At 63.2% G+C, this 20,954-nt stretch carries 20 protein-coding genes; 10 read left to right on the forward strand and 10 right to left on the reverse strand.

Annotated elements, in window-relative coordinates; genetic code table 11:
- Nucleotides 1-658 precede the first annotated feature (658 nt).
- Both QRN25_RS22290 and QRN25_RS22295 read left to right on the forward strand, forming a co-directional pair.
- Nucleotides 659-1,936 (forward strand): glutamate carboxypeptidase, encoded by a 1,278-nt coding sequence (locus tag QRN25_RS22290; protein WP_285021441.1) that lies wholly within the window; start codon nucleotides 659-661, stop codon nucleotides 1,934-1,936.
- Between the two features lie 354 nt (nucleotides 1,937-2,290).
- A complete protein-coding gene (locus QRN25_RS22295; protein ID WP_285021442.1) occupies nucleotides 2,291-4,588 on the forward strand; it encodes a TonB-dependent receptor in 2,298 nt (765 codons plus the stop codon).
- A 503-nt stretch (nucleotides 4,589-5,091) separates the two neighbouring features.
- On the opposite strand, the gene QRN25_RS22300 is transcribed toward QRN25_RS22295, so the two are convergent.
- Entirely contained in the window at nucleotides 5,092-5,979 is an 888-nt protein-coding gene (locus QRN25_RS22300) for an AraC family transcriptional regulator (protein ID WP_285021443.1), read from the reverse strand.
- A gap of 136 nt (nucleotides 5,980-6,115) precedes the next feature.
- On the opposite strand from QRN25_RS22300, the gene QRN25_RS22305 reads away from it, so the two are divergent.
- Genes QRN25_RS22305 through QRN25_RS22320 form a run of 4 tightly spaced genes read left to right on the forward strand, consistent with a single transcriptional unit; the run spans nucleotide 6,116 to nucleotide 8,849 of the window.
- Complete coding sequence (locus tag QRN25_RS22305) at nucleotides 6,116-6,859, forward strand: SDR family NAD(P)-dependent oxidoreductase (protein ID WP_285021444.1); 744 nt, start codon at nucleotides 6,116-6,118, stop codon at nucleotides 6,857-6,859.
- Between the two features lie 13 nt (nucleotides 6,860-6,872).
- Nucleotides 6,873-7,268, forward strand: a complete 396-nt coding sequence (locus QRN25_RS22310) for a VOC family protein (RefSeq protein ID WP_285021446.1) — start codon at nucleotides 6,873-6,875, stop codon at nucleotides 7,266-7,268.
- Between the two features lies 1 nt (nucleotide 7,269).
- Nucleotides 7,270-8,259, forward strand: a complete 990-nt coding sequence (locus QRN25_RS22315) for a saccharopine dehydrogenase family protein (protein ID WP_285021447.1) — start codon at nucleotides 7,270-7,272, stop codon at nucleotides 8,257-8,259.
- Nucleotides 8,260-8,279: 20 nt separating this feature from the next.
- Nucleotides 8,280-8,849: a DNA-3-methyladenine glycosylase I gene (locus QRN25_RS22320; RefSeq protein WP_285021449.1), complete on the forward strand. Its 570-nt coding sequence runs from the start codon at nucleotides 8,280-8,282 to the stop codon at nucleotides 8,847-8,849.
- Nucleotides 8,850-8,853: 4 nt separating this feature from the next.
- Here QRN25_RS22320 and QRN25_RS22325 read toward each other — a convergent pair whose 3' ends face one another.
- The 3 genes from QRN25_RS22325 to QRN25_RS22335 form a co-directional block, all read right to left on the reverse strand.
- The gene (locus QRN25_RS22325; protein WP_285021451.1) at nucleotides 8,854-9,600 is read right to left on the reverse strand and encodes an SDR family NAD(P)-dependent oxidoreductase; all 747 of its coding nucleotides are present in this window, start codon (nucleotides 9,598-9,600) and stop codon (nucleotides 8,854-8,856) included.
- 35 nt (nucleotides 9,601-9,635) lie between these two features.
- Nucleotides 9,636-10,103: a nuclear transport factor 2 family protein gene (locus tag QRN25_RS22330; RefSeq protein WP_285021454.1), complete on the reverse strand. Its 468-nt coding sequence runs from the start codon at nucleotides 10,101-10,103 to the stop codon at nucleotides 9,636-9,638.
- A gap of 114 nt (nucleotides 10,104-10,217) precedes the next feature.
- Nucleotides 10,218-11,105: a LysR family transcriptional regulator gene (locus tag QRN25_RS22335; RefSeq protein ID WP_285021455.1), complete on the reverse strand. Its 888-nt coding sequence runs from the start codon at nucleotides 11,103-11,105 to the stop codon at nucleotides 10,218-10,220.
- Between the two features lie 415 nt (nucleotides 11,106-11,520).
- Here QRN25_RS22335 and QRN25_RS22340 point away from each other — a divergent pair, with 415 nt between their 5' ends.
- Complete coding sequence (locus QRN25_RS22340) at nucleotides 11,521-12,633, forward strand: alkene reductase (protein WP_285021457.1); 1,113 nt, start codon at nucleotides 11,521-11,523, stop codon at nucleotides 12,631-12,633.
- On the opposite strand, the gene QRN25_RS22345 is transcribed toward QRN25_RS22340, so the two are convergent.
- The 5 genes from QRN25_RS22345 to QRN25_RS22365 are packed head-to-tail and all read right to left on the reverse strand — an operon-like array spanning nucleotide 12,634 to nucleotide 17,570.
- Nucleotides 12,634-13,572, reverse strand: coding sequence for an NAD-dependent epimerase/dehydratase family protein (locus QRN25_RS22345; protein ID WP_285021458.1), 939 nt, complete (start codon nucleotides 13,570-13,572; stop codon nucleotides 12,634-12,636).
- 1 nt (nucleotide 13,573) lies between these two features.
- On the reverse strand, nucleotides 13,574-14,071 hold the full coding sequence (locus QRN25_RS22350) for a cupin domain-containing protein (RefSeq protein ID WP_285021459.1): 498 nt from the start codon (nucleotides 14,069-14,071) through the stop codon (nucleotides 13,574-13,576).
- A 20-nt stretch (nucleotides 14,072-14,091) separates the two neighbouring features.
- On the reverse strand, nucleotides 14,092-16,296 hold the full coding sequence (locus QRN25_RS22355) for a TonB-dependent receptor (protein ID WP_285021460.1): 2,205 nt from the start codon (nucleotides 16,294-16,296) through the stop codon (nucleotides 14,092-14,094).
- A 49-nt stretch (nucleotides 16,297-16,345) separates the two neighbouring features.
- The gene (locus QRN25_RS22360; RefSeq protein ID WP_285021462.1) at nucleotides 16,346-16,717 is read right to left on the reverse strand and encodes a Rieske (2Fe-2S) protein; all 372 of its coding nucleotides are present in this window, start codon (nucleotides 16,715-16,717) and stop codon (nucleotides 16,346-16,348) included.
- Between the two features lie 16 nt (nucleotides 16,718-16,733).
- Entirely contained in the window at nucleotides 16,734-17,570 is an 837-nt protein-coding gene (locus tag QRN25_RS22365; protein WP_285021464.1) for a DUF1295 domain-containing protein, read from the reverse strand.
- Nucleotides 17,571-17,787: 217 nt separating this feature from the next.
- On the opposite strand from QRN25_RS22365, the gene QRN25_RS22370 reads away from it, so the two are divergent.
- Genes QRN25_RS22370 through QRN25_RS22380 form a run of 3 tightly spaced genes read left to right on the forward strand, consistent with a single transcriptional unit; the run spans nucleotide 17,788 to nucleotide 20,110 of the window.
- Nucleotides 17,788-19,380 (forward strand): phytoene desaturase family protein, encoded by a 1,593-nt coding sequence (locus QRN25_RS22370; protein ID WP_285021466.1) that lies wholly within the window; start codon nucleotides 17,788-17,790, stop codon nucleotides 19,378-19,380.
- A gap of 23 nt (nucleotides 19,381-19,403) precedes the next feature.
- Nucleotides 19,404-19,676, forward strand: coding sequence for a hypothetical protein (locus QRN25_RS22375; protein ID WP_285021467.1), 273 nt, complete (start codon nucleotides 19,404-19,406; stop codon nucleotides 19,674-19,676).
- Complete coding sequence (locus tag QRN25_RS22380; protein ID WP_285021468.1) at nucleotides 19,673-20,110, forward strand: cobalamin B12-binding domain-containing protein; 438 nt, start codon at nucleotides 19,673-19,675, stop codon at nucleotides 20,108-20,110. Before QRN25_RS22375 ends, QRN25_RS22380 begins: the two co-directional genes overlap by 4 nt.
- Nucleotides 20,111-20,460: 350 nt before the next feature.
- Here QRN25_RS22380 and QRN25_RS22385 read toward each other — a convergent pair whose 3' ends face one another.
- Nucleotides 20,461-20,739, reverse strand: coding sequence for a hypothetical protein (locus QRN25_RS22385; protein WP_285021469.1), 279 nt, complete (start codon nucleotides 20,737-20,739; stop codon nucleotides 20,461-20,463).
- Nucleotides 20,740-20,954 lie beyond the last annotated feature (215 nt).

Below are 20,954 nucleotides of genomic sequence, written 5' to 3' on the forward strand. Positions count from 1 at the left end.
CCGAGGACCATGCCGATGAGAATGTAGAGCGTCAGGCGCCTGCCCATTGCGAACCTCGTTGCCGGGTGCCTTCGGCGTGCAGGTTGGGCCGTAGGTGCCGGTGGAAAGTATGCTGCCGAAGGCGGCTGATGCGCCTTCTGAAATTAGAATACAATTTAGCGAGATTTCTGCAAGGGTAAATGATTTTATCCGGCGATAATCCTGAGCTGTATTGCGATGAGTCTAGGGGCGCGGCTATGCTAAGCGCCCATAGGCCCTTTTGCTCTATCGAATCTTATGGCCCTGAATCCTGAGAAAAATTAAAATTTTGGCGCTAAAGCGTGGTTTTTGGCTGCGTCATAATCACCTGGTGCGGCTGAATTCAAAATTTTCGGCGAATGCAAAGAATCTATAGACAGAGATCATTATTGATATAATCTGAATGCAGAAAACGCCGGTGATGACTTTCCGTTCATATGGATGCGCTCGTAGGCGAAAGTCAGCATATCGTGCGTTCGCCTTGAAGCAGCGAGCCAGGCAAGGCGCATGGTGGCGAGGGCGGGTACCTGCCATCATCTTCGGCCGAGGGCTGCAGACAGGCAGGAAATATATTTCGCAAGTCTCCGGCCAAGGGCAGAAGCCGGTGCCGTTCGACAACGCAATTTTGAGGTGGATATTCATGCGCACCAAGATTCTGGCCATGACCTCGCTTGCCGTTGCCGCCGCGATAGCGCCCCCGGCATGGGCGAAGGCGCCGTCTGTCCCGGAGTTGAAAGCCGCTTCGGCTGTCGAGGAGCAGGCGTTCCTACAGACGCTGGAGCACTTGGTGGACATCGACTCCGGCTCGGACAATGCGGCGGGGCTTTCGGTTGCGGCTGACTATCTTTCCGAAAGGCTCAAGGGCCTGGGCTTCCAGGTTTCACGCCTTGCCGCCCCGCCTTCGCCGGGAAGTATTGTGGTGGGCACGCTGAAGGGCAAGGGCCGCCGTTCGTTCCTGTTGATGGCACACTACGACACCGTTTATCCGGCGGGCACCGGTCGGAGCTGGAAGTACAAGGCCGAAGGCAACCGCATCCACGGTCCCGGCGCGCTGGATGCCAAGTCCGGCATCGCGATGATCCTGTCGTCGCTCGCGGTGCTCGGGCGACTGGGGTTCGAGGACTTTTCGACGATAACCGTGCTGTTCAACCCCGATGAGGAAACCGGCTCGGCAGGGTCGCGGGATATCATTGCTCGCCTGGCATCGCAGCATGATTTCACGCTTTCGGCCGAACCCGGAGGAACCCAGCGGCTGCTCGCGACGAGCGGGATTGCGCGGCTGACGATGACTGTCACTGGTACGGCCTCTCATGCCGGAGTGGCACCTGAGCAGGGGCGCAATGCGTTGGTGGAAGCGTCGGATATCATTGCCCGTACGCGCGACTGGTCGCTTCCGGACAAAGGCCTGAAGTTCAACTGGACCCTTTCTCACTCTGGTCAGAAGGCGAATGTGATCCCGGACCAGGCTGAGGCCTCGGCCGATATCCGCTATTTGCAGCGCACCGACGTCGAAGCCCTGCTGTCGCGGCTGAACGACTTCGCTGCCTCCCCTGCGGTTGCGGGAACGCATGTGGCATTCGCAGTGGACTATTCACGGCCACCCTTGTTGCCGACCATGCTTTCGCGCCGGTTCGCCGAACTTGCCCGCAGCGCCGGAGACGAGACCGGTTATCCGATCAAGATCGTGGACCAGCCGTTCGGCGGGGCAAGCGATGCGGCTTATGCGGCATCGTCAGGCAAGTCGGCGGTTGTCGAAAGCTTCGGCCTCGCGGGCCGGGACAACCATGCCATCTACAAGGAATATGCCGAGCGTGATGGTATCGTCCCGGGCATTTACGTGATGAGCCGCAGCATCGTTCAAGCGGGCGCTGACTATAACCCGGCTGCGGCGTCGCGACATGGAAAGGTGGCACGATGACAAGCGTTCAGGCACACATGACGCTGTCGTACGCCGCCGCCATCGCATTGGTTTACCGCGCCGGACGGGATGCAGCAAATTTACGGCATCGTTGCGGGATATTACTTCAGGTTTGAAATTCAACAACGCTGCATCCGCGATGCAGATCGGAACTGACGCACTTCGTCGCGTTCCAGGGCGATTCCGGCAGGTCAATGGCGCTCTCGGACCCAAGAGGCAACGTGAAAGGATATCGCGCCTGCATGAGGGGCGCGATGCGGAAGAAGCGAAAGTCCACGCGCGAGCCCCGCAAAGCGGCCGTGCCGGGAGATGAAATACCAGAAGGTCGCAGTTCAGATCAGGGAGTTTGCTATCGTGAAGAAGACCGAACTATTTATGTCGGGCGCCATGGGCTTGGTTCTGGCCGTCTCCGCTCCTGCATATGCGCAGGATTCGAATACATCGCCCGCCGCGTCTGCGGACGAAGAGGGGCAGGCTGACATAGGCGGCGACATCGTCGTAACGGCGCTGCGCCGCAACGGCACCATCCAGACTACACCGCTCAGCATCGCGGCGCTTTCGGCCGATACGCTGCAGAAGACCGGTGCGACGCAGCTCAACGACTTCTTCCGTCAGGTTCCCAACATGAACGTGACGGCCGGCCAGGGCGGCCAGAATCGCATCACCATCCGTGGCATCAATGCGGCTGGCGAAGCCGTGGTCGGGGTCTACTACGACGAGACGCCGGTGACCGGCCCTTCGGGCACGACCCAGGATTCGGGCGGTTATGCGGCAGACGTGAATCTGTTCGACGTCGAGCGCATCGAAGTGCTGCGCGGTCCGCAAGGTACGCTTTACGGTGCCAGTTCGATGGCAGGCACGATGCGGATCATCTTCAACAAGCCAGATGCCACCAAGTACGACTACGCCGGAGAAATGCAGGCCACCACGACCAAGGGCGGATCGGCAGGCTACTTCGCCAAGGGCATGGTCAACGCCCCGCTGATCGAAGACAAGCTGGCTGTGCGAGTGGTCGGCTTCTACGAAAAGCGTCCCGGCTGGATCGACAATACGCACTACGGCAAAAAGAACGTCAACGATCAGGAAACCTGGGGCGTGCGCGGACTCTTGGCCTTTACGCCGGATGAAGACACCACGATCACCGCCTCGGCGCTATACCAGCACGCAATGGCGGACGACATGCAGGGCTGGTTCGCGCAAGTCGGCCGTTACAAGACGGATTCCGAAGTGCGCCTGCCTTTCGAGACCGATACCCAGCTTTACAACCTGACGGGCCAGCGTTCGCTTGGCTTCGCGACGTTGACGGGTACGGCAAGCTACTACAAGTATGCCTACAATCGCTCCGCCGATTTCACGCCGACCGCACGGGCGAATTCCACCTCTGCGACAAACTGCCGAGCCTATTACGGTGCGGCCTGCGACGCCACCCAAATGGCGAACTGGACCAGCTACGCCCAGTCGTTGTTGCCGGTATTAGCCTATCAGCCTGCGTATGTCCGGTCGCAAGACTACGAAGTGCGCCTGGCTTCGGGTGATGAAATGCCCGACTGGCTGCAGTGGACGGTTGGCGCCTTCTACGAAAAGCGTAACGATCACATCGTGTCGCAGAACGTCCAGGCTGACCCGGAAACCGGCCAGTACTATGATCCCCTGGTGATGCTGCAATCGCGTTTCGTGCAGACCAAGTCGCGGCAGGTGGCCGGCTTCGCTGATGTTTCGGTCAAGCCGGTGTCCAATCTAACGCTGACGGCGGGCCTGCGCTACTACGACTACAAGAAGACCACCGGCGGCCAGATGACTGTGGGCTCCCCCCTGTTCAACAGCACACCCGGCGCCTTCACCTCCGCAACGACTCAGGCAAGCGGCTGGCTCAAGAAGTTCAATGTCAGCTATCAGGCCACGCCGCGCACGCTGGTCTATGCCACTGCATCGCAGGGGTTCCGTCCGGGCGGCGCCAACAACGTTCCAGGCCTGCCAGACAGCCTGGTGCCCTACAAGGCCGATGGCCTGTGGAACTATGAAGCGGGCATAAAGACCGGATGGTTCGGCAATCGCCTGACCTTCAACGCTGCGGTCTACCAGATCGACTGGGACAGCATGCAGACTTCGGCCCGCACGCTCGACAGTCGTTACTCCTTCATCACCAACGCGGGCAAGGCACGCATCCGCGGCGGCGAAGTGGAGATCATTGCGGTTCCCATGACCGGACTCAACCTGAGTGGCGGCGTTGGCTATGCGGATGCCAAGCTGACCGAGGACCAGGCAAATGACGCGGTCCTGATCACAGGGACGACCGGCCGCGACGGGGATCGCATTCCCAATACCCCGAAGTGGACGGTTACCGCTGCGGCAGACTACACTTGGGCATTGAACGATCAGTTGAATGCCCTGGTACGTGCCGATTTCGCCTATACCGGCCAGATGCGTTCGACGTTCCGTACCACGGACCCGTCCTACAACAGCTATGGCGATTTCAGCACTGTCAACTTGCGCGCGGGCGTGGAGAACGAGCGCTGGGGGCTGTACCTGTTCTGCCAGAACGTGGGCGACACTCTGGGCAAGACATCGGTGATGACGCAAGGTGGCCTGACCGGCCTGATCTACGGCATCGCACCACGCACCATCGGTGTGAATTTCCGCATCCAGGGCTGATTGCTGCGGCGGCATATCGACGCAATTGAAAAGCTTGCCGCTGTTGCTCAGCGGCAGGTTTTTCAACAACTGTGACTACATGATTTGATTTGTACCCCGGCTTCTAATCGATACGTTCTCACTCACAGCCTCATGCATACACGTGTGCTTGGCATTGTGCGCTACGGGAGCGGTTTGAACTGATGCGGTGGATGCCCGTTTCATCCGATATCTGCTAATCAGGAGATCGTACTCGCGGCCAGAGGCAAGTCACAGAGACTCGCCTTCGGACTGTAAGGCGCCGCGGCTACGCGAACGGCAGGTTTTGGGAGAGGCTCTTGTTCAGAGGAGCGGCGGGAATGGGCGCATTGCGCCTGAGCTGCTTACGTCAGCAGCGGCCCGCCGTCCTGCCCGATTGCAGAATGGCCGGTCTTGGCTGACAAATGTGGTTTATCTGCCATGCCGCGAATGGCGGCCGATATCGTGGTCAGTCTGCCAGTGCACCCGCATGTTCCCCGTCTACGCTATCGTCGAATTGACCTTTCGGACGTTTGTAATGAGTCCTTCGACGGCGGCAGGCCGAAATAGCGGGAATACTCCCGGCTGAACTGGGTCGGGCTTTCGTAGCCGACGCCGAATGCAACCGAGGTCGCATTGCCTTCTCCGGCGATCAGCAGCGACCGGGCGTGAAGCAGGCGGATCCGCTTCTGATACTGGAGCGGGCTGAGCGCCGTGACCGCCTTGAAGTGCCGGTGAAACGCGGAAACGCTGAGCGCCGCCATCGCGGCCAGGGTCTCGACCCTTAGCGGCCTGGTGAAATTCTCACGTATCCACTGGATGGCGATGCTGACGCGTGAGAGTGCGGTGCCGGGCGCGGCGATGTCGCGCAACATCCAGCCATGCGGCCCCTGGAGGACGCGGTAGAGGATTTCGCGCTCGTAGGCGGGAGCCAGCGCGGCGATATCGGCGGGGCGCTCCATCAGGCGCAGCATGCGCACCCAGGCGTCGAGCAGTTCCTCCGTCACCGGCGCGATCGAGAAACCGGGGCTGTAGATATCCCCTCCGGCAGGTTTGGGCAGGTCGGCCAGCAGGTTTGCAACGATCGTCGGCTCCAGCGTGAGGCTCACTGCCAGATAGGGCTCGCCGGTCTCGGCCGGGTGGACAGAGCCCACGGCGGGCAGGTCGATCGACATCACGAAATAAGTGGCCGGATCGTAGCGCAGCGTGCGGTCTCCGACCGTCATCGTCTTCGATCCGGTGAGAATGAGGTTGATCATCGGATCGTAGACCGCTGCAAGCTGATGTTCGGGAATTTCGCCCTGCACCATCGCGACCCGGGGTATGCCTGTGTCGGTGCGCCGGTTTTCGGCATGCGCGGCCAGGCGGCGCAGTTCGGTGAGGTTCGCGTTCATGCGGATGACCATCTCACGCACAGTTCACCCGGCCAAGTCAAAAGCAGAAATAGGCATGGATCGAAGAGGATCCGGTGAGCGCCGTCCGGCCCATCGGCGTAGTTCAAGGCTCGACAACATCGCGAGGAACTACCCAATGAAAATCGTCATCATCACCGGTGGGAGCCGGGGCATCGGTGCCAGCGCCGCCCGTCTTTGCGCCAGGGACGGCATGGGGGTCATCCTCACTTACAACAGCAATCCCGCCTGTGCCGAAGCCGTCGTCGCCGGGATCGAGGCGGATGGCGGCGAGGCGGCCGCACTGAAGCTCGACGTCGCTGACACCTCCACGTTTCCCGCCTTCCGCGATGCCGTCGGCGCCGCGCTGAAGACCCATTGGGGCCGCGAGGATTTCGACGGCCTCGTCAACAACGCGGGTTACGGCGTCTTCAATCCGATCGCGACGGTCACGGAAGCGGAGTTCGACGGCCTGTTCGCCGTGCACCTCAAGGGACCGTTCTTCCTGACGCAGACGCTGTTGCCGCTCATGGCCGATGGCGGGCATATCGTGAATGTCGCCAGTGCCACAACCCGCGTCGCGACCGCCGGTGTCGCCCCTTACGCCAGCTTCAAGGGCGGGCTCGAAGTGCTTACCCGCTACATGGCGAAGGAGTTCGGGCATCGCGGCATCCGTGCCAATTCGATCGCACCGGGCGCGATCCGCACCGATCTGGGCGGCGGTCTCGATGACGAATTCGAGGCCATGCTGGCCGGGCAGACCGCGCTCGGCCGGGTCGGCGAACCGGACGACGTCGGCGGCGCCATCGCGGGGCTGTTTTCCGATCACAATCGTTGGGTCAATGCGCAGTCGATCGAAATCGCCGGCGGCTACATCATCTGAACGGGAGAGCCATATGCTCGATCACGTCTTCCTGTCGGTCAGCGATCTCGATCGCGCGATCGCCTTCTACACCGCCGCACTGACGCCGCTGGGGATCACGCAGCGGGTCGATTACGATGGAAAGGACGGCCCTCCCGGGCATCCGGACCTCAAGGGGTTTGGCAAGGACAACCGGATGGCTTTCTGGCTGCGGCCGGGCACCGTCGAGGGCGGTGCCGCGCACGTCGGCTTCATCGCCGGTTCGCGGGCGGAGGTGGATGCGGCCTATGCCGCCGCCATCGCGGCGGGCGGGACCGACAACGGACCGCCCGGCCCCCGGCTCCATTACGATCCACGCTATTACGCCGCGAACGTGCTTGATCCGGACGGATACAGCCTCGAATTCACCTACAAGAACTGGCAGCACTGACATGACGAAACTGATCATCTATGGCGCGGCCGGGTACACCGGGCGCATGGTCTGCGCTAACGCGAAGGCGCACGGGCTGGACTTCGTCATCGCCGGAAGAGTGAAGGACGAAAGCAGGCTCGGCCTGCTCGCCGCGGAACTGGGGGTGGAGTACCGGTTGTTCGCGGCCAATGATCGCGCCGCTGTCCACGCGGCAATGGACGGCATCGGCGTGCTGGTGAACTGCGCCGGGCCTTTCATGCACACGGCCGAACCGCTGATGCGTGCATGCCTGGCGAGCGGAGTCCACTATCTCGACATCGCGGCCGAGATGGACAGCTACCGGCTTGCCGAGACGCTGGATGCTGAAGCCAGGGCGGCGGGCGTCATGCTGCTGCCCGGCAGCGGCGGCAGCGTGGCAATGCTCGGATCGCTGGCCGGACACGCGGCGAAGCGAGTGGCCGCTCCCATCAAGGTCAGCATCGCGCTGCATGTCACCGGCGGCTTCTCGCGCGGGTCGGCGGTCAGCGCCAGCGAGAACGTGACGGCGCAGACGCTCCGCCGCGTCGACGGCGCGCTGGTCGGCCGCAATGCGGATGAGGTCCGCGCCTTCGATTTCGGCAAGGGCCCGGCCATGGCCTTCCCGGTGACGCTGCCCGATCTCATCACGATCTGGCACGCGACGGGCATCCCGAACATCGAGACGTTCGTTCACGTGTCGGAGGGCGCCTTCCCCGAGGGCGATCTGGCGCAGATGCCGGATGGCCCCACGCTGGAACAGCGCGAAGCCCATCGCTATCAGGCGGCAGTGGAAGTGACGGGAGAGGACGGCACCGTGGTTCGCTCGCTGCTCGATACCGTAAACGGCTATACCTTCACGACGATCGCGGCGGCGGAAGCGGCGCGGCGGGTCGCGGGCGGCGAAGCCCGGCCGGGCTTCCAGACCCCGGCCACGCTGTTCGGCAACGGCTTTGCCGGGACGATCGCCGATACCCGGATCGTCGATCAGTGATGCGACAGGAGGAACTGACTATGGACGACAAGCACCGCTGCGGCTGGGCGGGATCGAACCCGCTCATGCAGCAGTACCACGATACCGAATGGGGCGTGCCGGAACGCGATTCCCGCATGCTCTGGGAGACGCTGATGCTGGAAGGCTTCCAGGCGGGACTTTCCTGGGAGATCATCCTGCGCAAGCGTGAGGCGTTCCGGGCAGCCTTCGCCGGGTTCGATCCGCAGACAGTCGCCCGGTTCGACGAGCAGGATATCGAACGCCTCATGGGCGATCCCGGCATCGTCCGCGCCCGGGCCAAGATCGAGGCGACGATCCGGGGCGCGCAAATCTACAACGACATGCAGGATCGCGGCGAGGATTTCGCAGCTTATTGCTGGTCCTTCACTGCGGGCAAGCCGATCGAAGGCAAGGTCACCGACGCGCAGACCGCGCTGTCGGCGACCATCTCGAACGATCTGAAGGCCCGAGGCTTCAAGTTCGTCGGACCGACGATCGTCTACGCCTGGATGCAGGCCGTCGGCATCACCAACGACCATGTCCCGGCCTGCTTCCGCAAGGCGCAGATTTCAGGCCGGGACCAGCCCTGACACTTCAGACGCCGCGCGCCCCGCCGGTGGCCCTGATCGACTCGCCGCTGATCCAGTGGGCATCGTCCGATGCCAGGAACAATACGGTCGGCGCGATGTCCTCCGGCTCGCCGAAGCGCCCCAGCGGCGTCTCGGCGAGCAGCCTTTCGCCCAGTGCGCCGGCGAAATTGCCTTGGGTCGCGCGGGTGTTGGTATAGCCCGGCATGACGGCGTTCACGCGGATGCCGCGCGGGCCCAGTTCGCGCGCCAGCGCATAAGTCATGGTGTCGACCGCGCCTTTGGTCGCGGCATAGATGCTGGTGCCGGGAGACGGATGCGTGCTGAGGATCGAGCTGATGTTGACGATGCTGCCACCATCCTCGCCGAAATGCCTGACCGCCTCGCGGATAGCCAGGAAATAGCCGAGCACGTTCACGTTGAACTGCTTGTGAAACGCGTCTTCGGTCAGGCTCTCCGCCGTCTCGAACTGTGCGACTCCGGCATTGTTGACGAGGATATCCAGCTTGCCGTGCCGCGCGATGACGTCCTTGAAGAGGCGCACGACGTCCGCCTCGCTGGACATGTCGGCCTGCATGGCCGTGGCGGTTCCGCCCTTGGCTTCGATCGAGGCCGCCACCGCTTCGGCCTCGTCCCTGCTGGCGGCGTAATTCACGATCACCGCCGCCCCCTCGGCGGCCAGGGCGCGTGCAATGCCCGCGCCGATGCCGCTCGACGCGCCCGTGACGAGCGCGACTTTTCCATTCAGCTTCATGAGAATCTTTCTTTTTGGCGAAAGTCGCCTGGTATTCAGATGTCGGAGAGCACTGCGGGATCGCCGGAGCGCCAGATGTTATCGATCGTGACGCGCTGAATAACCCACGCATCATCGTTTCGGACCAGTTCGACATCGTAGCGGTTCTTCATGAGATAGTGCCGCGAAGGGTCGGCCGCGGGCACATGCTGTGCCTCTACCAGTGCATCCAGCCGAGCCCGGTCGCCATCGACGGTGACGCGCGGGTTGCTGATCGAATGCGTGGTGGCGAGCGACTTGAGCGATCCGGACAGGGCGGCGACGATATTCTCCCGCCCCTGCAGCACCGGATATTCGAAACCGGCCTTGGCGGCCGCGGGTCTGAAATCGGACACAGCATCCACCGCGAAGGCCGATGCGAGCAAGTCGTCATCCTTGAGGTCGATTCCAGCCGCAAAGCGGTACAGGGTTTCCGCTGCTGCGAGTTTGTCCGCAGTATAGGTGGGTTGGTCGATTTTCAACATGATGCTGTCCTAATCTGGCTGGCGTCGTCTTGGCGCCACCAACCGGATCTATGGTCGGCAAACCCTCGGATGTAGACCGTGGCCAGACATAGTAACCATTCCTTGTAAGAATGATCAGGTCATCCGAAGCGCAGGCTCGCTGGCGAAGGTCGCCGCCAGAAAGTCGATGAAGACGCGCACGCGATACGGCATTTTGCGTCCGCTCAAGGTTACCAGGTGGATCGGGTCCGCATCGGTCGTGTAGCCTTCAAGAAGCCTGACGATCTTGCCGGCTTCCATATCCGCCTGGAACAGCGCGCCTGGTCCGTGCAGAATGCCCAGACCTGCGAGAACTGCGGCCCGCAGATCCTCGCCTTCGTTCGATCGGAACGCACTCGTCGGCGTTATCGCAACCGTTCCCTCCTTGCTGCTGAACCGCCATTCGACGACCCGCCCTCCGGTCTGAGCAGCAATGAGATTATGCTGTGCCAGGTCCTGTGGTCTCACCGGAATCCCATGCGTGGCGAGATAGCCGGGAGATGCAACGGTAACCATCTGCATCTCGCCGATCTTGCGGGCGATCAGGCCTGACGAACCAAGCTCACCGACGCGCAGCGCGACATCCACCCCGTCCTTGACCAGGTCGGCAAAAGCTTGCCCGGCCGTGAACTCAATCTCGATCTCCGGAAACTGTGCGAAAAACGCAGGAAGACGGGGTACTATATACATCCGCCCAAGTGCCGGAGGGGTCGCAATGCGCACAAGGCCATTTGGGATTGTTGATCCGCCCCGGATGCGCGCCTCTGTTTCCTCAAGGTCACTCATCAGGCGCAGCGCAGAATGATAGAGGTCCAGGCCTGCTGCGGTCGGGCGGAGTCCGCGAGATGTGCGTTCCAGCAACCGCGTTCCCAGATACGCCTCGAGCGAGGCAATCTGCTTGCTGACGGATGGCTGCCCCAAGCGGAGTTCGTGCGCGGCACGCGTAAAGCTGCCCAGCTCGATTACGCGGGTCAGCAGTCGCAACGTCGATAATCGATCCACATCGTCATTCCGTGTTGGAATGGCAGCATGGTCGCGAATTGGCTTCTGTACAATCCAATAAAGAGATTATTCGCTGTATTGAAGGTAAGCACGAAGCCATGACGTGCGATGGCAGCCCGTCGCATGGCATCTCGGCAAATATATTCCGGCGCCACCCGAGGCGTCAGCCTGGAGGCCAGCGTCGGCGAGGTAATCAATTAGCCGCTGCAGACGCAGCGATGCCGCAGCCTGCACTATCGGAAACCTGATGCATCATGGACAGCAGCCGGGAATGCCCCGGCCCCATGTGGTAGCGCGATAACCCTGTGAGATTGAAAGCGACACTTATCGATTTACATATAGTTATCATGCGAACTATATGTATGGGCGTTGATATCAACGTGTTAAGAGAGCCCGCATGCCGTCTGCCGATCGCCTGTTCCAGCCTGCGACCCTTGGTGCTCTGCACCTGCCCAATCGCCTCATAATGGCGCCGTTGACGCGCGCGCGCGCGACCGAAAGCAATATCCCCACTGCGTTGATGGCGCGCTACTACGCGCAGCGCGCGGACGCCGGACTGATCGTCAGCGAGGCGACTGCGGTCGATCCGCTCGGCATGGGTTGGTATCGCGTCCCCGGCATATGGAGTGACGAGATGGTGGCAGGCTGGAAGGCGGTGACGGATGCCGTTCACGCGGCAGGTGGCAGGATCGTGTCCCAGCTCTGGCACATGGGACGGTTGGTGCTGCCGGACTACATCGGCGGGCAGGCACCGGTCGGCCCTTCGCCGATCGCGGGGGAGGGGATGACCTTCGCGCCTCGCCCCGACGGCGATACCGGGCTGTTCCTGCCGATGAAACCTTATGCGATCCCGCGCGAGATGACGCAGGCGGATATCGACGGTGTCGTCGCCGCCTATCGTCGCGGTGCGCGCAACGCCATGCGCGCGGGCTTCGACGGGGTCGAGGTGCACGGCGCCAACGGCTATATCATCGATCAGTTCTTGCAGTCGAAATCGAACTTGCGCACCGACGGCTACGGCGGCGGCGTGGATAACCGGCTGCGCTTCCTGCGCGAAGTGCTCGCCGCCGTCGCCGGGGAGATCGAGCCGGGACGGATCGGCCTGCGTATCAGTCCCACGAGTGAACGCAAGGGGATGGGAGACGCCGATCCGGCCGCGCTCGCGCGCGGGATCGGCAGAGCGGCGCGCGAGGCCGGGCTGGCCTATATCCACCTCATCGAGCCGATTGCTTCAGGCTTCATGGAGGCGCCCGAAAAGCCGGTCATCGAGGATCTGCGCGAGGCCTTCGGCGGCAGCGTGATCCAGAACGGCAGCTTCGATGCCGAAACCGCCGCGCGCTTCATTGCCGAGGGCAAGGCCGATGCGATCTCGTTCGGGCGCCCTTACATTGCCAATCCGGATCTGGTGACGCGCTTCCGGCAGGGGCTTCCGCTCGCCGAGGCGAACTTCGACTATGCCTATGTCGGCGAGGAGAAGGGCTACACCGACTATCCGGCTTTTGCCGGATAGTCAGGACGCGGACCGCACCCATGAGGCGGCGGGGCGGTCCGTCTGCGCGGCGTAAGCGGGGTTGCGGCAGTCTTCCAGGATATCGAGCCGGGCCGGATCGGGCGCCCAGCCCAGTTCCTCGCGTGCGCGCGGGCTGCGCTGGCGGCTGCATGAACACAGCACGATCCCGCCTAGCCCCTTGCCCCAGATTTCGCAGGCTTCCTCCACCGTGACGCTGCGGGTGGGGACGCCCAGATTCCGGGCGATCTCGGCAGCCATCACGCCGTAGCTGACCTCGCCCGCCACCGCGAAGTAGAGAGCGCCTGCGCGGCCCTTCTCGATGCACAGACGATAGAGCTGTGCCAGATCCTCGACATGGACGTTGGAATAGACGTTGAGGCCTCGGCCGACATGGCACACCGCGCCGGTCTCGCGCGCGGAATGGTAGAACTGCGCGATGATTTGGCAGCCGCCGTTGCCCCAGATGAGTGGCGGGCGCACCACCATCGCGCGAACCCCGCGCGCGGCGGCGTCGCGCACGATCTGTTCGGCGGCGAGGCGCGGGGCGATCTGGCGGCGGGGGACGAAAGGCTCGTCCTCGGCGAAGCTGCGCTCGTCCCAGTCGCCGCCTGTGGGGATCGACATGACGCTGGTGCCGCTGGTGAACACGAAGCAACGGTCGGTGCCTTCCAGCGCATCAAGCATGGCGGAGACGAGGCGGTATTCCTCGTCCAGCATCAGCTGCGCAGCCATGATGACGGCATCGAAATCGTCCACCACTGCGGGAACGGTGGCGATATCGGTCAGGTCGCCGCGTACGGCTTGTGCCCCATCCTCGGCGACGGTGCGTGCTCCGACTTCGCCTCGCACGAAGCCGGAAACCGCGTGGCCGCCGGAGACGAGGTTGCGCACCAGATGGCGACCGAGATAGCCGGTGGCGCCGAGGACAAGGATTTTCATCTCAGTCGAACAGCGTCGCCAGATCGAGTTTGGCGAACTCTTCGGGCGTCAGGCGCTCGCAGGCCTTGAACAGCCGGGTGCGCAGCATCTGCGTGGTGCCGTCGGGAAAGTGGTTCTCCAGCAGCCGGTCGTTGCCCTTGCCGCCGATCAGCGTGGTCAGCAGCGTGGCGCCCTTGTCCTTGGTGATGGGCTGGTGGGTTTCCTCGCCGATCTCGAAGGCGATGTCGCCTGCCTCGAAACGGTAGTCGTCGTAGAACCACTCGCCCTCCAGCGTATAGGCGGTGGCGGCGCAGTGGTGGCCGTGGACGGGCGTGGTCACCCACGGACCCATGCGGTAGTTCATGACGACGATGTTCCACTCCTCGTCCACCTGCAGCACCCGCCATTCTGAATTGGGAATGGGGCCGTAGGGCAGCCAGGGAATGTCGTCGCTGCGGATGTGCTCGGTCATCTGCCGGGCCTTGTTTACCGCCTGATTCAGAGTCTGGGTCATTGTCATGGGAACCTCTCCTCCCGTTGTCAGAAGCTGAAACCGATGCTGGCGCCGTACGTGCGCGGCGCGCCGACCGAGCCGGCGATCCCGAACGCCGATGTCGGCAGGTCGAGATAGTACTTCGCCTTGGCAAGATTCTCCACGAAGGCGCGCAGCTTGAGCCCGCCCGGGCGCTGTACCAGCGAGGCGCTGGCGGTGACCATGTGGAACGAATCCTGACGGCTGAGGCCCAGCGGTCCGCCCGCGCCCGCGAGGAAATCGTAGCTGCCGGTATAGCGATCGGCCACGGTGAGGATCGCGTCATAATCGTCGCTCAGCGGAATCGTGTAGTCCACCGCTGCGGAGAACGACCATTCGGGCGCGCGCGGCAGGCGCGAGCCGGAGAGGTCGGCGACGCCGTTGACCATGCCGGGGCCTCCGGTCGGCGTCGGGCAGCCCGGGTATCCGGGTGAGGCATAGGCCTTGGGGCAGAAGATCGCCGCCGATGTGTAGCTCTTGAACTTCGCGTCCAGCCAGGTTGCGCCGCCGCTGATGGTGAGGCCGGTGACCGGCTCGGCTGAAGCGGTCAGTTCGAGGCCGTAGACCCGCGCATTCGCCGCATTCTCCGCGCGCACGCCGCCGCTCGCGGCATCGACGAAGCTGACCTGGATATCCTTGTAATCGTAATAGAACCCGGCAGCGGCCAGTTTCAGGCGGCGGTCGAACAGCGCGGTCTTGGCGCCGACTTCATAGCTCGTCAGCTTTTCCGACTGCAGCGGCACCAGCGGGTTGAGGGCAGGGGTGTTGTAGCCCCCGCTCTTGGCACCCCGGCTGAAGCTGGCGTAGACGGTGCCGTCGGGCAATTCGTAGGACAGCACCGCGCGCGGGGTGAAGTCCTTGAACACGTCCTTCTGGCGGAACTGCGCGGTGGCGCCTGGCGCGAGGACGGCGGTGGGGTCGTTGGTGACCCGCAGCTTCTTCTCGTCGATGTTGTAGCGCCCGCCGAGCGTCAGCTTCAGCTTGGGCGTGATCGCATAGTAGAACTCACCATAAGGTGAGATCGAGCGCAGATCGACGCGGGAATGGTTGATCCCGCCTTGAAAGCTGCCGAAGGCATCGCCGAAGAACTGGCCGAGCAGAGTGTCGCGGTCGATCTCTCCGCTGACGCCGAGCAGGAAATTGAACGGGCCGTCGAAGTCGGTGCGCACGAAGCTGTCGTGCGTAAAGGTCCAGCCATATTCCTCGGCGCGGGTGCGGAACAGGTCTCCGGCGGCGAAGTCCTGATCGACGAAGACCTTGTAGGAGAAGTCGCGGTAGCCGGTCACGCTGACTACCGAAAAGCCCTCGCCCTCGTAACGCAAATTGAGTGTGCCGGCCGTGTAGGAGATCAGCGTGTCGCGCGAACGGGTCTGGTCCACTTCGTAGAAGCCGCCAGGCGCAGGCAGGTTCTCGCCATAGACGGCGCAGGCGAGGCATTCGGGCGCGCCGGTCAGGCGCCGCCGGGCGATCGGATCGCTGACCTGCCGCGAATATTCGACCGCCAGCACCGCCGAGAACGGCCCTGCCGGATTGTATCCCAGCTTGCCGCGCACTGTGGCATTGCGATAGCCGCCCAGCCTGTCGCCGTTGGCGACGTTGGTGACGTAGCCGTCGCTATAGGCATACTTGCCCGCTACGCGCACCGCGAAGTCCTGCGAGAGCGGCACGTTGACGACGCCTTCGGCGGTCACGCTGTCGAACCGCGCGTACTCGACCGAGGCGGAGCCTTCGTAGCGGTCGGTCGGGTCTTTGGTGGTGACGAGGATCACGCCGCCGGTCGCGTTGCGGCCGTAGAGCGATCCCTGCGGCCCGTTCAGCACCTCGACCCCGGCCATGTCGACCACGTCGAGCGCGGCGCCGACCTGCCGCTGGAGATAGACACCGTCCTGATAGGTGCCGATACTCGATTCCAGCCCGGCGTAGGCGGAATTGGTGCCGATGCCGCGAATATACACCTGCGCCGATCCGCCGCTGGTGTCGTAGACGACCGAGGGCATGCGGATCTGCGTATCGCGCACGCTCTGGATATTGAGCCGTTCCAGCGTCTCGCCGCTGAGCGAGACGGCGGCGACGGGCGCGCGATCGAGATTGGTGCCGATCTTGCCGGCGGTGACGATGATTTCCTCATCGGTCGCCGCGCTGTCCTCCTGCGCGGACGCGGCGGTCGCGTGCGCTGCCAGCGCGATCGCAAGAGCCGTGATGCTGTACCGCATTGTTTTCTCTCTCCCCGTTCGGCCTGTCGTTGCAGGCCTTTCCTGTTCGTCAGTTAAGTGGTGTCTCCACCATCTCGGGCGGCCGCGCGGGCAGCGTTACCAGCACGCGGCCGTTCTCAACCCGCAGCGGGAACGTGCGCACCGCGCCGTAGGCGGCGCCGGCGCAGCGTCCGCTGGCGATGTCGAAGCGGGCGCCGTGCAGTGGGCAGAGCACCTGCCGCCCCCGCAGCCGCCCGGGCGAGAGGCGCGCGGCGGCGTGGGGGCAGCGGTCGTTGAGGGCGTGCCACCCCTCGGCCGTGCGCACGAGGAGGACGGACCAGCGCCCCGCGCGCACCCCGGTCATCTCGCCGGGCGCGAGCGCGTCGGCGGCGAGCAGGTCGTGCTCCTCGGTGCGTTCGTCCAAGGCGGTGGCTGCCGTCATCGCACGCCCTTCGCTCTTAGGCCTTCCGGACCGGCAGCGGCAGGAAGCCGCGCGTCTCGGCCATGACCTTCTGGTAGGCCGGGCGCCCGCCCATGTGCTTGTCCTGGAACGCCTTGCCCAGCACGCCGGTCAGCATCACCGTGTTGAACAGCGGGCCCGCGACGGTCCACCAGATCGACGGATTGCCTGCAACAGCGGTGAGCCAGATGCCCCACCATACGGTCGTGTTGCCGAAGTAGTTGGGATGGCGCGTGTGGGTCCATACGCCGGTTCGCAAGTAGCGGCCCTTGTTGTTGGCGTCCGCCTTGAACGCCTGCAACTGGCCGTCGCCCACCGTCTCGAAATAATAGCCGACGCCGAAGACGATCATGCCCAGGATGCCCAGCGCCCCGATCGGCGCGTCCGAACGGTTGCCGATGATCCCCCAGACCGACGGGATGCCGATCACCGCGATGACGATCGCCTGCGGCTCCATTACCACGAAGAAGCTCTTCCACCAGTAGCCGGGCGAAAGCTTGTCCTTGAATCCGAAATAGCGCGCGTCGCCGCCGCCTTCCTTCGCATAGCCGAACCAGCGCTTCGACAGATACCAGCCGAGGCGGCAGCCGTGCAGCCCCGCCATCAGCAACACGACTGCGGCGGTGGGCGAAGACGTCTTCGTCAGCAGGTAGGCAAGCCCCGCGGCGGTCGCGTAACCGAAGCCGTACCAGCCATCCATCATCGAGTGCGTGGGCTGAAAAAGTCCGATGACCCAGATCAGCGTGACGACCGCGAAGGTCCACGCCGTGCAGGTCCAGAAAATGCCCCAGTCGCTGCCGAGATCGAATCCCAGGCCGGCGATAAATACTTCCATATCCCCTCGCTCCACGCTTATAGTGTGCTAGCAATCCATTATTGGTCGCACGTACTAGGCTGCTGGTCAATGCCCTTAAATTCAGCAGAAGTGTAGCTTTGAAAGCTGCACAAAGGGGCTGGACAGACATGGATCGCTTGCCCTAGATCGATTCGATAAGGTGCGCTGGCGAACCAAATGTCGGCGCCGGGGATTTCGCGAGCGGGAGAGCGATGCGGTGACGGCTTTGTACGATATCGTGGTGGTGGGCGGCGGCTCCAATTCGCTGACGGCGGCGGCCTACATGGCCAAGGCCGGCAAGAGCGTGCTGGTGCTGGAAAAGAACGATCACGTCGGCGGCGGCGCGGTGTCCACCGAAGTCGCGCCCGGCTTCATCCACGATCCCCACGCCACCGGGTTGATGACCTGCTTCAGCAGCCCGGCGCTGCGCAACGACGAACTGGGGCTCTATTCCAAGTTCGGGCTGGAATTCATCGAGTGGGAGGCGGCGTTCACGACGCTGTTCGACGATGGCTCGATCCTCGTCTCCAGCAAGGACATCGACGCCACCGCAGCCTCGATCGCCCAATTCTCCGAAAAGGACGCCGAGGCGTACCGCGAGCTGGGCCGCCGCTGCGTCACACTGGCGCCGCTGCTCAGCATGGGTATGGCCAACCCGCCGATGCCGTTCAATCGCTTCATGGGCCTGCTCGAAGGCAATCCGCTGGGCGACGAAGTGGTGCGCAGCCTCTACATCAGCGCCTACGACATCATCTGCAGCTACTTCGAATCGGTCGAGGTGCGCCTCCATCACCTCAAGTGGATCGGCGAGGCGATGGAGAACCCGGAGGCCAACGGCACCGGCATCCTCGTCTTCAACCTCTTCGCGCTGGTCCACGCCAACGGCGCCTTCGCGGTGAAGGGCGGCACGCAGCAGCTCTCGAACAAGCTGGCGCAGGCGGTCGAGCACTTCGGCGGCACCGTGCGCACCAATGCGCATGTGACGCGCGTGATCGTCTCGGGCGGCCGGGCAAGCGGGGTGGAGCTGGCCGATGGAGAGGTCATCTCGGCAAGGGAGGCGGTGCTGGCATCGATCCACCCGCATCTGCTCGGCGATCTGGTGCCCGAGGTCGATCCGGTGATCGCCAAGGCCGCGCGCGAGGTGCGCCTGTCCAACCATGGCGCCGTCAACCAGCAGATCTCGCTTTCGGTCGAGCCCGAATATATCGGCGGCAACGACCCGATCCTCAAGAAGTCGATGGTCGTCGAATACATGCCGCGCGGCGATTTCGAGGCGATGCGCAAGATCTACGATGGCTACAAGTACGGCGAAGTGCCCTACGGCCACTTCAACCCGCTGACGATCATCAACAGCTACATCGACAAGACCCGCGTTCCCAAGCCGGAGAACTGCGCGCTCTACCTCTACCACTTCGCGCCGATGGAGTTGAAGGACGGCGGCCTGGCGGCGTGGGAGGACTTGCGCGACGAATATGGCGAGCATGTCTGGACCTCGTTCAAAAAGTACACGACCAACCTCAAGGACAGCCACATCCTCGGCCGTCTGATCGAGACGCCGCTGGACCACCACCGCCATTCCGCCAGCATGCAGAACGGCGACATCTTCGGCATCGGCACGGCGGGCGGGCAGATCCTCGGCCGCCGTCCGACGCCCGCGCTCGCCAACTACGGCGTGCCGGGTATCGACGGCCTCTACCTCACCGGGCCGTTCATGCACCCGGGCGGCACGGTGACGCTGGGCGGGCGGCCCACGGCGATGGTCATGTGTAAGGACATGGGCATCGATCTGAACGCCGTGTTCCATCTCTGACCCATCTTGCGAAGGACATTGCCATGAAGCTCTATACGACCGACAATTCCGAACTGATGGAGATCACCCGCATCACCAGTGAAGGCGGCAACCTGATCGTGTCCGGCACGATCATGGGCGCCGTGCCGGTCAAGGCCGTGCTGCGGCCCGAGGATATGCGCGCGGCCTTCCGCACCATGTCGGTGCCGACGATGGCCAAGGCCGCGGTCATGCCGGTGCGTGGCACGTCGGTTCCCGCGCTGATCGGCGGCGGGCTGCTGGGGCTGTTCGCGCTGTTCCGGCTCTTCCGCAAATGACCGCAGAAGGCTTGCCGCGCCAGCAGGGCAACGCCATCCGCTGCGTGCTGGGCATGCTGGGGTCGGACGTCCACACCAAGGGCATCCGCACGGTGGCGAGCATGCTGCGCAGCGCCGGAATTGAGGTCGTCTTCGCCGGCGAGCACCTGACCATCGACCAGATGGTCGAAAGCGTGCGCGAGGCCGAGCCGGAATTCGTCGGCCTCAGTTTCTCCACCGCCGGCTACCTCGTTTACATGAAGCTGTTCACCGATGCGATGAAGGCGGCGGGCCTTGGCCATGTCAGCGTGATGGTCGGCGGCCTCGTCCACCCCGACGACGAGGCCGCCCTGCGCGACATGGGCGTCAGCGGCCTGTTCGGGCCGGGCACCACGATGCAGGACATCGTGTCTTGGCTGAACCGCGTGTCGGCGGAAAAGACCTTCCAGCAATAGGTTGCTCGCCGCGCAAGGTGACACCGGGTTTACACGGTTTACACGGTCCAGAGGGGAAACGGTGTAACCTTGGGCCGGGACAGTGCGATTTTGGCGGAAAACCGTGATTTTTCTTGCGCGGCATGTGTAACCTTGCGGTGCGGATGTGTCACCTTGTGCGCGGGAAATGTCACCTTGCATTTCGTGCATTTGCCCGCGGTATAGGCGGGATGCGCAGGGTGAAGCGGGGTGGGGCATACGGCAAATGTACCCGCATCGACAGCCTGTAGGAAAATCCTAGACGCGCACGTTTTGTGGCCGTTCTTTTGCTGATCGACGGTAGTTTGGTGTTCGGCGGCTTTCGCCACTTATCAGACCTTCCGGCGTCGCAATAAAATATCGGAAAGCGCGGGGACCGCTAAGAGGACACCGAAGATTCCAATTGCTGCGATGCCACTGACAGCAATCTCGGTGTCAGCGGCGGACAGGTCGCGCGTGAACGGCATCACTGTCCCAGCAAATGCAGCGCCAAGTGAAACCATGATGGCAATTCCACCTAAGACCACGAGTTTGGCAGACGCGATCTTACCCTGAACAAGATATGCGATGAGCGCCAATGGCAGTGTCGCGATGCAAAGGCTCTTTTCCATGCCTTGAACATACATACTGCCTGCCCGGAATCCACCTCCTTGCTGGCAAAAGCTACCTATCGGCATCCGCCCCGTTGCGGACCTTCAGCACATTGCGACTAGTTCCCGAATGCCCCACTCTCTGCGCATGCTGATTCTTATCAAACGGCTAGTGATTTCGTTGCTCGGAGCGGGGGCAGCAGCGGTCGCGGCATACCAGATCGTGTTTCGCCTTG

The organism is Novosphingobium sp. fls2-241-R2A-195 (genome assembly GCF_030209485.1).
GTDB classification, from domain to species: domain Bacteria; phylum Pseudomonadota; class Alphaproteobacteria; order Sphingomonadales; family Sphingomonadaceae; genus Novosphingobium; species Novosphingobium resinovorum.